This window comes from Rheinheimera sediminis (assembly GCF_004005375.1).
Lineage (GTDB): Bacteria > Pseudomonadota > Gammaproteobacteria > Enterobacterales > Alteromonadaceae > Pararheinheimera.
Window position 1 is genome coordinate 218,112 of the sequence record NZ_RZUF01000003.1, and the last position, 12,485, is coordinate 230,596.

The following is a 12,485-nucleotide window of genomic DNA, read 5'->3' on the forward strand; positions in this document are numbered from 1 at the left end:
GTGTGGTTCCGACCTGAACTCTGTCTGATGTTTTTCTTGCTGTTGTGCTGTTGCCAAAGTCCTATGGCATGGGCTGCTGCAACACAGCAGAAGCCTGAGCCGCAACAGTTCTACAATCTGCCTGCCCAACCTTTATCCACTGCTTTGCTGCAATTTGCCCGCACTGTGAATCAGCCGTTATTGTACGACCCGGCTTTGCTTGAAGGGCTGGTCGCTCCTGCTGTGGTGGGTGAGTTTTCAGCCACAGAGCTATTAAATCAGCTGTTAGCGCAGCACCCTTTAGAAGCCATGCCCCGCGCTAAAGGCTGGCTGATTAAAACCAAAGCTGTGGCAGTGAAGCCCGAAGCAATAGCGCCAATTACTGTCACTACAACCCAGGCCCCTGCAACACCTTTAGAAGTGATAGCGGTGCGCTCCAGCTCAATAAGGCAACAACAGGAGCTTGCTACAACGCTGTTACCCTCGGCTAACACTTTAAAGCGCCAAGCCATGGTTCGGCAGGATTCTCTGGTGGCTGAAGATATTACCCACTTTCCCGCCCTGAACTTAGCTAATTCATTACTGCGGATCCCAGGTATTACCATCAACAGAGAGTGGGGCGAAGGCCGGCAAATTTCCTTGCGGGGGTTGGGTGCTGATTTCACCCTGGTACAAGTGAATGGTATGGAAGCTTTAGGCACGTCCTCTTCACCTATGGATGCGCGTGGAGCAGTGTCCAGAACCCGGGCTTTTGACTTTAATATTTTTGCCTCTGAGCTGTTTAACCAAATTGATGTAAAAAAATCCTTTGCTGCCGATCAGGAAGAGGGGGGGATAGCGGGTACTGTTGATTTGCGTACCGCTAAGCCTTTTGATTATGACGGCGCAAAAACCAGCATTTCCGCTCAGTTGGGCAGCAATAGCAACACTCGAAGTACAGATCCTCGTTTTTCTGCTTTGTTCTCGCATCTCTGGTCCGATATTGGCGCTTTGGTTTCTGTCACGCACAGCATTCGATCCACCAATGAATATGGCAGTAACACCACGCGTTGGCGGCGCGAAAGTGGTAAACAAGCGACAGACAGCAGCGCTGCTGAGCTACAAAACTTACTGGATTCAGGCGAGTTGTGGTTTCCACGTGGCCAGCGTTTTTCGGTCTGGGAAAATGAGCAAAACCGCTTAGGGATCACAGGCGCTTTGCAATACAAACCCAATCAGGAGTTCAGTCTGGTGCTGGATTGGATGCACGGCACTCTGAAAAACCAGTTGTCCGAACATCATATGGCGGTGAAAGATAATAACCTGGTGAACTCTCTGATCTGGCGTGAAAGTGCGACAGGAGACAAAGAGGTTGTTTATGCCAGTTACCAAAATGCCAGTTGGCGAAATGAAAACCGTGAGGATTATAACGAATCGGTGTTTGACCAAATCAGTGTAGCCGCAGACTGGGCTGCAACTGCCGATCTGAGCATCAAAGCTATGTTGGGGCATAGTTCGTCCGACTACCGTCAACCCCGCCTTTTGAAGCTTAATATAGAAGCAAAACATAAAGCAAACATCATCACCGACTTCACCCAGGACGCTTTTTATGGCCGTAGTTATTCGCCGGATTTTGACGTAACGGCGATTGAAGGCTACAAAGTGAGGGATCTGTTTTATCAGTCGAACTTTATCTATTCCAGTTTCGACAATGCCAAGCTGAATTTTAATTACCACTTAAGTAACAACAAAATACTGCAATTTGGCCTGCATCATAAACAGTTCGGTAACTCAGGTTTTGAACAAAGAGCCACAGGCTTTCCGTTGAACAGCAGTACACCAGCGAATCAGGGCATACTCAGTCTTCTTCCGGAGCAGGTGCAGCTTTATAGTGGTCATCCGGAGCAAAGCTGGCTACAAGGTGATGTAACAGCAGTGCAGAGCTTTTATGGCCTGCACGATTTTGCGTTAACAGAGACTGATACCATCAACAGCTCAGTGTATGATTTAAAAGAACAAACCAACGCAGTTTACCTGCTGTACCACAGCGACTCTCAACTGGCAGGTTTGCCTTTACGCTCCAGCCTTGGCTTGCGTTTTTTTGATACTCAAATGAGCTCACAGGGGGCCGCTGAAATGCAGCCCACTGGCATTAAGCGGCGGTATTCAGGTTATTTACCCAGCCTGGATATAACCTATGAGTTCGCTGAGGATCTGATTTGGCGCACAGGACTGAGTAAAAATATGACTCGCCCGGCGCTAAGCGCTATGGCGTTTTCAGTCAATGTCAGCCAAACCTCGCTCGGCGAAAAGGATATAGGTCAAATTTCAACAGGCAACCCAGAGCTGCAACCCTATGGATCCGACAACTTCGATATGGCGCTGGAGTGGTATTTTGAACAAGCTGGTTTGGCATCTGTAGCGGTATTTTACAAAAACATTGATCACTTTATTGTGACTAAAACCCGACAAAGGTTATATAGCGAACTTGGGCTACCAGCCTCTTTACTACCTGCAGGAAAAACGGTCAACGATATCTTTAATGTATCCTCGCCGCAAAACTCCGACTCGTCCAGTATCCGGGGTTTTGAGCTGGCGCTGCAACGTGATCTGGATTTTCTGCCGGCACCTTTTGATCATTTGGGTGTGATAGCCAACTACACCTGGGCTGATGGCACAACTTTATATCCAAACGTAGAGAACTCAGGTGAGGATCAGCGCAAAGCTTTTCCCGGCCTGTCGAAACAAAGCTATAACCTGACGTTGTATTACGAAACCCAAGGATGGGGAGCCCGTATAGCGACAGCCTACAGGGACAAGTACATCACAGGAGTGGAAAGTGGCTCGATTGACGATGACGAACGTGGTTATCACGCCACCACCCACCTCGATTTTTCAGCCTATTACCGGCTAAACCACCATATCAAACTGAACCTCGAAGCCATCAACCTGACCAATGTTCGTGACGAGTTATACAGCGACTCCAGCAACAGAGCCTACAACAGCACCTACAGCGGCCGCACCTATATGCTTGGAGTTACGGCTGAGTTTTGAGCTCCAGTGGGGCCTGCTGTTTCCTATTCAATGGATATTATTATGTCCATAAAGTTACTAATTGAACTACAATGGATATTATAGTGTCCATTGCGAGGTTGCCATGAAGTATCTGTTGCTTGCTGAAAATGATGTGCAAAAGGCTTTTTCTGAACATTTGCGCAAACTAAGGCAACAAGCCAAACTCTCCCGGCTGGATTTGGCAGAGCGCAGTACTGTGCCTGCTGCCACCATCAAAAAATTTGAGCTGACAGGGCAAATTTCATTTCGCCAGTTGCTTCTGCTCTGGCAAACACTGGATGACTTAAAGCGCCTTTATGGACTAACCCAACAACAAGCCCAAAGCCTTACAGCTCCGTTATCTATTGAGGAGGTATTGCGAGATGGCCGTTAAACCCGTGCAAAAACTGAATGTATCCCGTACGCTGGAGTCAGGCCAAAAAGTGTCGGTTGGTGTGCTTGCTCAAAACCGCCACGGCGTGTTTTTTCAGTATGATCAGGATTATCTGAGCCAGTTTGAAAACTTGTCGCCTTTTGTCATCCACTTTAATTCTGCAGTGCAACAAGCGCCAAAAACGCCACATGGCGGCTTACATGGAGTATTTGCCGATGCCTTGCCTGATGGCTGGGGATTGTTACTGCAGGATCGTGTTTTTCGTCGTCACGGCATCTTACCGGCAACTATCACTGCCATGGACAGGTTGGCCTTTGTCGGTGATTCCGCTCTTGGCGCTTTATCCTTCAGCCCTAGTTCTGAGTATATGGAAGAATCAGCGGCAGACATTAGTCTCGACAGCTTGGGGCTGAATGCTCAGGCGATTTTTGATGGGCAAACCGAAGACGTATTAAGCGCGTTAATTGCTGCAGGCAGTGCCGGTGGTGCAAGACCCAAAGCACAACTTTATTTCCAGGGCGACAACTACAGAGTATGCCGGACCATACCTATAGCCAATGATGATGCATGGTTAGTCAAATTTACCTCTGCCAATTTAGCCTTGGGCCATGAAGAGGGCTTATGCGAAGCCGCTTATTTAACCCTGGCAGAGCGGGCAGGGTTAATGCCCCCAGAGTGGAAGTTATTAAATGCGCCTAAAGGGTCGGGTGCGACTAAATGGCTTGCATTGAAGCGTTTTGATTACATCAATAACCCGGATGGAAGCAGCGGGAGGCGTCATCTGCATAGTGCCTGTGGTCTGCTGGATGCTGATTTTCGGGTACCAAGTTTAGATTACGAAGACCTGATTAAAGCGAGCCGTATTTTATGTAAATCGCCTGCCGCAGGCCAACTGCAATTTAAAAGAGCTATGTTTAACTTACTGCTCTGCAATCAGGATGATCACAGTAAAAACTGGGCCTTTATGCAAAAAGACAGCGGGGAATGGCAACCAGCACCCTTTTATGATGTCACTTTTAGTCCAAATCCTTTTGGTGAGCATGCCACTTCTTTTTGTGGTTTCGGCAAGCAACCACCCCTCAAAGCCCTGCAAAAACTGGCTGAAGCAGCAGGCTTCGCGCGTTGGTCAGTTGCAGAACAACTAATCAGGGAACTGATGGATCTGGTCTCAGGTTTTAATCAGGTGGCCAATGAATTAGCGATTAAACCTCAGACCACTGCTTTAATAGCAACACAGATAAACAGTTCGCGCCAGCATCTGGCTGGTATTCTTGGTTAAATCACTGCAGGGCTTGTAGGGGCAGGGCTTGCCCCTGCCCGTCTCGCGTCCAGACGAAAGTCTGAGCGAGCTATAAAGTCAACAAAACTGCGGTTTTAAGCAGGCTCGGTATAAAAAGCTTCTACTTTACCTTTTAAAGTCATCAGTAACGGCTGGCCACGACGGTCCAGTGCTTTGGCTGCTGCCACTTTCACCCAACCTTCGCTGATGCAATATTCTTCCACATCAAAACGCTGTTTGCCGTTCAAACGAATACCCACGTCGTGTTCAAAAATTGCCGCTACATAATGTGGGCTGCGCGGGTTGGTGCAAAGGCGATCCGGTAAATCCGGGCGTGCTGCTGTATCTTGAGTGGTCGTGTCTGTCATGGCTCTGGCCTATGGTAAATAAAACGTGCGCCATTGTAGGCAAAGCCAGCAGTGGGCTCAAGAGCGGCGGCCAGAAACAAAGAAAAACAAAAAGAAACAAGGAAAAATAAGACTTTTGCCGCAAGATCGGTTTCTATCGAGATATTGTAGATTGTAGTGGTCAAGTATTTCCGGACACTAACTTAGGTTGTTCTGCTATCACTGGCGGTAATCCAGCATTAAAGCTGTGTGGCCGCCTGTGATTGTAATACCCGAGTAAGTAACGGCTAATATCCGATTTAGCCTCTGCCAGATTTTCATATCCAGTTTTTGGTACCCATTCCGTTTTTAAACTACGGAACAAACGTTCAGTGGGTGCATTGTCCCAGCAGTTACCGCGACGACTCATACTTTGCTGTATCTGATAGCGCCACAGTGTTTGTCTGAACGAGAGCGCTGTATATTGGCAGCCCTGGTCAGAATGGAACATCAGGTCTTTTGGCTTCCCACGCTGTTGCCAAGCCATGGACAGTGCCGCAATTGTCAATGCCGCATCAGCTTTGTCTGACATGGCATAACCCACGACTCGTCGTTTATACAAATCGAGGACAACCGCCAGATAAACCCAGCGGCCAGCCCAGATATACGTGATATCACCGGTCCACACCTGATTAGGCCGTTCAGGTTTAAAATTACGCGCCAGAGTATTTGGAATATCAACCCGTTCAACCGTCGCCACTTTGTAAGAATGCGAGCCAGGCTGCTTACTTTGCAGGCCCGCGTCTTCCATTAACCGCATCACTTTAAACCGGCTTACTGTTGTATCCTCAGCATGCAGAATACTCACAATAGTCCGGCTTCCTGCGGAGCCACGGCTTTCTTTAAAGATACTCACAATACGCTGGCTTAGTGCCTGCTGTTCTTCATCGACAGGCTTTGAACGCCGGTCGTAAAAAGTCGACCTTGGAACATCAAATAACGCACAGACCAGTTCGGTTGGGTACTGCTCACTTAATTGGCCTGTCAGCGCATGTTTTTGAATTCGTCCGACATCAAGAGAGCTGTAGCCTTTTTTAGAATTTCTTTCTCTAATTCAAGGCGTTTGATGCGTTTTTCCAGCTCTTGAATTCGCTGTTGCTCTGCCGTTAACGCTTTGGAGCTGGGAGTGATTCCCTGATGTTCAGACTTTAGCTGCTCAACCCAACGACGCATGGCCGTTTCGCCAACACCCATGGCTTTGCAAGCCTCGCCAATGGTGTATCCTTGCTCAACAACCAGTTTGGCTGCATCACGTTTAAATTCTGGAGTAAAACTCCGACGATCTGTTGTCATTATTCACCTCGTTCGATGGTTTGATTTTACCACCTAACTTGGTGTCCGGTTTTATTAGACCACTACAGATTGCACTCGCCGCACTGTAGGTCGCACTCGACGCGGTGTAGATTGCTCTTGCCGGGCTGTAGGTTGCACTCGACGCGGTGTAGATTGCACTCGACGCGGTGTAGATTGCACTCGACGCGCAGTAGGTTGCACTCGACGCGAAGCGGCAGTGCAACAACCCTCAACCCGCAACCCGCAACCCTCAACCCGCAATCAACAATCAACAACCAAACTTCACCTCATCTTTGACCAAAACCAACATTAACAATAAGATGGCTGTTACCTAGCTTAATTAACCGGACTCACCATGAAAATTGCTTTAATTGTTTTAGTTCTCGCTTGTGTCGCTTATTACTTCTACAACAGCGCCAGTTCTAAAAAAGCCGCTCTGCTGAACCATGAAAAAGGCAGTGCATTTTTAGCTGAAAACTCAAAAAAAGAGGGCGTAAAAACCACAGCTTCAGGCTTGCAATATGAGGTTTTACAAGGTGGCAATGGCGAAACCCACCCAACCGCCAGCAGCACAGTGCGGGTGCATTACCATGGCACACTCACCGATGGCACAGTGTTCGATTCTTCAGTTGAGCGTGACGAAACCATCTCTTTCCCACTCAACCGCGTTATTCCAGGCTGGACCGAAGGTTTGCAACTGATGAAAGTGGGCGATAAATTCCGCTTTTTTATCCCATCAGGCTTGGGTTACGGCAACCGCAGCGCTGGCAAAATTCCTCCAGGTTCTGTACTGATTTTTGATGTGGAATTGTTTGAGATCCAGTAAAAATGTGGGACAGAATTTTCGAATTGTCCTGATATTTGAGTTTTATTGATTGTGGAATAACTGTGAGAAATTTTCTTTTTTGCGTTGTTCTATCTTGAATTTCGCTGGAATTAAATCACCAGGTCTGTGGTAAAAGTAAGGTTTACTCTCAATCTGCTGCAGTTTCTAACTGCAGATTTATTGTCAGTGTTGCATTGATTTTAGAAACGTAAATAGGTAGCTTCATAAAATGAAACGAGCGAGGAGATACGAAGTCTCCTGTTGTATATTGAAATGACGTGAAGTATTTAAGCCTTAATTGTTTATAAGGAGAAAATTTCTGAAATTACATCTAACTAATCTAGATGAGTTGCTCCAAAAGGTGCGTAATATTCATGCAAAAAACTATATAAATGAATCCATTGCTGCTTATCGAACTGGTGCATACAGGGCATCACTGATCACTACTTGGATTGCAGTGTGCGTTGATATAATTGAAAAAATAAAAGAACTCAGTTTAAGTGACGATCCCGCAGCAAAACAGCTTGAAAAGCAGCTTGATAGTATTAAACCTGATGATCCGAAGGCTATGTTGGCTTTTGAGAGAGATATATTAAACATCGCTTGCGATCAGCTTCAACTTATTTCAACTATAGAAAAATTACATTTAGATAGATTGAAGGACGATCGAAATATATGCGCTCATCCAACATTCTCGGATGATGGAAGTCAGTTTACGCCCCTTGCAGAACTAGCACTTGCTTATATTGTTCAAGCTGGAAATTACTTGTTAATTCATCCTCCAGTCAAAGGTAAGGTTATTGTTCAAAGGCTGTATGAATTAATAAATGAGCCATCCTTTCCAGAAGATGAAGAGAAAGCTTTTACACTCCTATCCTCGGAGAATAATTTAGGCAGAGTGAAAGGTAGTGGAGTAAGTAATTTAGCTATTATTATTCTTAAAAGAGTATTCCGTGACGAGACAGGGTTGCAAGCTAGCTTATTGAATCGACTATCCGCATCTTTAAATGCAATTTATAGGCTGTATCCACAGGTATATGAGGATGTTGTCTCTACGAAGTTAAGTGGAATGCTGGCTGAGGCGACAGACCATAGATTGAAGAGAGTTTTCCCTTTTCTTCGACTACGGAAAGAGCTTTGGTCTAAAGTTGAGCACGCAGAGAGAGTTCGAATTGAGGGACTAATTAAGTCAATGGATCTAGATGAAATGTCTAAATTTCAAGTCACTAGGCTCGCTGAAGTTAATGTGGGAATTAGAGCTTATGTGTTAGATAAGATGGATCTTTTAGATAACGTTGAACAAGCTAAAATTATCGCAGCATACCCTTGTAGTTTCTTAAAGGATAAATCGATAGATATTTTCTCAGAGGCTTTAAGCTTTGATTCAGCTGAATTTAGGGCCAACAAATTGTTACTGCCAATTTGCAGCCAATTTAATGACAATGATCTGCTACGTGTATTTTCCGGTGCTTTAGAAAACACAGGCTCATACGGTATAAATCAAATTCTAAATGCTGGTGGTATCGGTGTGATTTTTTCTGATATTTATACAGAGACAAAATCAGCACCCCTTAATCATAAAAAACTTTGGATTGATTTTTGGAATAAAATGACATCTAAGGGATTTTCGTATAACTCACTTAAAGATAAATTAATTGAGGATAAATATATTGCATTTGACGATCCAGAAGAAGACGAAGACCCATTTCCATTTTGATAAAGCTATTCACACTAATTATGGTTTTAGAAATCACATGTTGCCGTAAGGCTTGGTTTTAAACTAAACAGGGAGATACAGTGAGTCTTGGAAGTGCTCTAAAGGTTATATTCCGTATTTAAGATTGATGTTGACCGAAGGCGTTTAATAGATAAGCCATAACGCCGGTGAGGTTATCCCCACCCACTGTAAAAAAACCTTCATAAAATTCTTTGTCCATAAATCACTGGTCGTTGCTCTTTAGGGGGACTGCTGCGCATTTGCGCCTGGCAGATTTACTTAATCAGCTTAACTAACCAGGAAAAATGGATTAATTATGAAGACGAATCTTCGCAAGAGTCATCTGGCTTTGGCCGTGCTGGCTGCACTTCCGGCTTTTTACAGCTCTGTGGTCTTGGCTCAATCTGCTACAGAAGCTAAAACATCAGAAACAGAAGTAATTGAAGTCAAAGGTTTTCGCAGCTCTATTATCAAAGCTAAAGATCTGAAGCGTGAAGCTATGATCGCTCAGGATTCGATTGTGGCTGAAGATATTGCGGACTTCCCTGATCTGAACCTGGCCGATTCATTACAGCGTGTGCCTGGTGTCACTATTACCCGTGAAGGTGGAGAAGGCAGGCAGATTTCTTTACGTGGTTTAGGCCCTGATTTTACCCGTGTTCAGGTAAACGGCATGGAAGCTTTAGGTACTTCGTCTTCGCCCATGGATGCGCGTGGCGCAGTCTCCCGTACCCGGGCTTTTGACTTTAATATTTTTGCCTCTGAGCTGTTTAACCAGATTGATGTAAAAAAATCTTTTTCTGCTGATCAGGAAGAAGGTGGCATAGCAGGCACTGTCAATTTACGTACCGCCAAACCTTTTGATTATGACGGCGCTCAGGCAGCTGTTTCTGCTCAGCTTGGTACCAACAGCAATACCGATAGCACAGACCCTCGTATCGCCGCTTTATTGTCTAATACCTGGTCGAATTTTGGTGCCCTGGTGTCTGTGGCGTATAGCGACAGAGCCACTAACGAATACGGCACTAATACCACACGCTGGCGCCGTGAAGGTGGCAAAAAAGCAGCGGATGCAACAAACACCGCCTTACAAGCTGAACTGGATTCTGGGGAATTATGGTTTCCTCGTGGCCATCGTTATTCGGTTTGGGAAAATGATCAAAACCGTTTAGGTATCACTGCAGCTTTGCAGTACAAACCTAGTCAGGAGTTCAGTCTGGTGCTGGATTTAATGCACGGTAAACTGGAGAACCAGTTGTCTGAGCATCATATGGCGGTGAAAGATAACTCAACGGTCAATAGCCTGGTTTGGCGTGACAACAACGGCGACAAAGAAGTGATGTATGCCGATTATAAAAATGCAACCTGGCGCAATGAAAACCGTCAGGATCGCAACGAGTCTGTATTAAATCAAGCGAGCTTGACCGCAGACTGGACTTTGACCGACGACTTATCAATGAGCTTTATGCTGGGGCACAGTTCTTCTGATTACGAGCAGCCTCGTGTCAATAAACTGAATATTGAAGCCAAGAAAAAAGTAAATATTATTACTGACTTCACTCAGGATCCCTTCTACGGTCATAGCTATTCACCCAGTTTTGATGTGGCTGGCCTCAGTGGCTACACAGTCAAAGATTTGTACTTCCAGTCGAACTTTATCTATTCAGATTTTGATAATGCCAAACTGGATTTTGACTATGGTTTAACCGACAGCTCCAGCCTGAAATTTGGTATCAACTATAAAAAATTCACGAACTCTGGTTTTGAGCGAGTCGCAAAGGATTTCCCAACCAATAAAGCTACACCACAAAATCAGGGCGTAAACACGCTGACCGCAGAGCAGGTGCAACTGTTTAATGGTCACCCTGACAAACCTTGGCTGGAAGGCAATATGGCGACCTTGCAAGCGTTTTATGGTCTGAGCGATTTTACCTTAACTGACGCCTACACAGTAGAGAGCTCGGCTTACGATTTAGCTGAAGAAACTCAGGCCGCTTATCTGTTATACGATACCGAATATGATGTGGCAGGTATGCCGCTGCGAGCCAATATAGGTGTGCGTTACTTCACCACAGAGCTGAGCTCAAAAGGTTTGTCGAAAGGTATTCCAACAGAAATGGTACGTGATTATTCCGATTATTTGCCAAGCCTGAATATTGCTTATGAGTTTGTCGAAGATGTGATTTGGCGTTCTGGTTACAGCAAAAACATGACTCGTCCTTCCTTAGGCGCTATGGCGTTTTCGGCTAATGTTAGCCAAACCTCTTTGGGCGCAAATGATATAGGCCGGATTTCTGTGGGTAACCCTCATTTGCAACCTTTTGAATCAGACAACCTGGATACGGCGCTGGAATGGTATTTTGAAGATGTAGGTTTGCTGTCAGCTGCATTATTTTATAAAGATATCGACAACTTTATCGTCACTGAAACTCAGCAAATCGTATACAGCGAGCTTGGGCTACCGGCACAGTTGTTACCTGTAGGTAAAACAGTGGATGACATTTTTATTGTGTCGTCACCACAAAACTCAGATTCGTCCACCATCAAAGGTTTTGAACTTGCGATGCAACGGGACTTGGATTTCCTGCCCGCGCCTTTTAATAACTTAGGTGTGATTGCCAACTACACTTGGGCAGATGGTAATACCTTGTATCGTAACGTTCAAAACTCAGGTGAAGACCAAATCAAAGCCTTTCCTGGTTTATCCAAACAGAGCTATAACTTCACGCTCTATTACGAAGCTGAGCAGTGGGGAGCCCGTGTGGCTGCTGCCTATCGCAGCGATTACATCACAGGTGTGGAAAGTGGTTCTATTGACGATGACGAACGTGGTTACCATGCCACCACCAACGTCGATTTCTCTGCATTTTACCGCTTGAGTGACAGCGTAAAACTGAACCTGGAAGCCATTAACCTGACCAATGTGCGTGATGAGTTGTATAGTGATTCCAGTGACAGAGCTTATAACACCACCTTCAGTGGTCGTACTTATATGGCAGGGGTGACAGTACAGTTCTAACTGACGCCTCGTACTTGAAGCTGCAGCTTTGTTGACCGCGCGCTCTCGCCCCAGTCACATAGGTGAACTATGCTCCTGGGGTCTCAAGCACTTGTCGCCTCGCTGCAACATCAATTACTTTGGCTGANAGCACTTGTCGCCTCGCTGCAACATCAATTACTTTGGCTGACACCTCGTACTTGAAGCTGCAGCTTTGTTGACCGCGCGCTCTCGCTGCAACATCAATTACTTTGGCTGACGCCTCGTACTTGAAGCTGCAGCTTTGTTGACGGCAGCTTCAGTGCGAATTCGACACGGGCAGGGCACGCCCTGCCCCTACGTTTCTCCTGATAGTTTCAGGTGTGTAGAACGAAAAAAGCCCTGACTTTGTTGAGTCAGGGTTTTGCTTTAATCTGATTTCTCAGCGGTAAGGTGTAGTGAGTGAAAACTTTGGTAAAGAATAAAAAGCAGTTGGGCTTAGCTGGTATTGCGATTGTGCTGGTCGCATCCTGCCAGCAAGTGCAAACAGTACAACAGCCAGAACAAAGTAAAAGCTGGCTGGCCGGCGATCACCATGTAC

General features: G+C 45.8%; 8 protein-coding genes. 6 read left to right on the forward strand and 2 right to left on the reverse strand.

The features are described 5' to 3' along the window. The 3 genes from EMM73_RS03195 (at position 1) to EMM73_RS03205 (ending at position 4,685) form a co-directional block, all read left to right on the forward strand. On the forward strand, positions 1–3,012 hold the full coding sequence (locus EMM73_RS03195) for a TonB-dependent receptor (RefSeq protein ID WP_261373312.1): 3,012 nt from the start codon (positions 1–3) through the stop codon (positions 3,010–3,012). Positions 3,013–3,115: 103 nt separating this feature from the next. Continuing rightward, complete coding sequence (locus EMM73_RS03200) at positions 3,116–3,406, forward strand: helix-turn-helix domain-containing protein (RefSeq protein WP_008899912.1); 291 nt, start codon at positions 3,116–3,118, stop codon at positions 3,404–3,406. Further along, positions 3,396–4,685: a type II toxin-antitoxin system HipA family toxin gene (locus EMM73_RS03205; RefSeq protein WP_127685007.1), complete on the forward strand. Its 1,290-nt coding sequence runs from the start codon at positions 3,396–3,398 to the stop codon at positions 4,683–4,685. The genes EMM73_RS03200 and EMM73_RS03205 overlap by 11 nt, the downstream gene beginning before the upstream one ends. A 95-nt stretch (positions 4,686–4,780) precedes the next feature. On the opposite strand, the gene EMM73_RS03210 is transcribed toward EMM73_RS03205, so the two are convergent. Both EMM73_RS03210 and EMM73_RS03215 read right to left on the reverse strand, forming a co-directional pair. Continuing rightward, on the reverse strand, positions 4,781–5,053 hold the full coding sequence (locus EMM73_RS03210; protein WP_008899910.1) for a DUF3297 family protein: 273 nt from the start codon (positions 5,051–5,053) through the stop codon (positions 4,781–4,783). A gap of 160 nt (positions 5,054–5,213) precedes the next feature. Continuing rightward, a protein-coding gene (locus EMM73_RS03215; protein WP_127685008.1) for an IS3 family transposase occupies positions 5,214–6,364 on the reverse strand; the annotation gives its coding sequence in 2 pieces (ribosomal slippage) (positions 5,214–6,109 and positions 6,109–6,364; 1,152 coding nt in all). A gap of 355 nt (positions 6,365–6,719) precedes the next feature. Between EMM73_RS03215 and EMM73_RS03220 the strand changes: the two genes are divergently transcribed. The 3 genes from EMM73_RS03220 (at position 6,720) to EMM73_RS03230 (ending at position 11,926) form a co-directional block, all read left to right on the forward strand. Then, entirely contained in the window at positions 6,720–7,190 is a 471-nt protein-coding gene (locus tag EMM73_RS03220) for an FKBP-type peptidyl-prolyl cis-trans isomerase (RefSeq protein WP_127685009.1), read from the forward strand. 361 nt (positions 7,191–7,551) lie between these two features. Then, positions 7,552–8,907 (forward strand): hypothetical protein, encoded by a 1,356-nt coding sequence (locus tag EMM73_RS03225; protein ID WP_127685010.1) that lies wholly within the window; start codon positions 7,552–7,554, stop codon positions 8,905–8,907. A 316-nt stretch (positions 8,908–9,223) separates the two neighbouring features. After that, positions 9,224–11,926, forward strand: coding sequence for a TonB-dependent receptor (locus EMM73_RS03230; protein ID WP_127685011.1), 2,703 nt, complete (start codon positions 9,224–9,226; stop codon positions 11,924–11,926). Positions 11,927–12,485 lie beyond the last annotated feature (559 nt).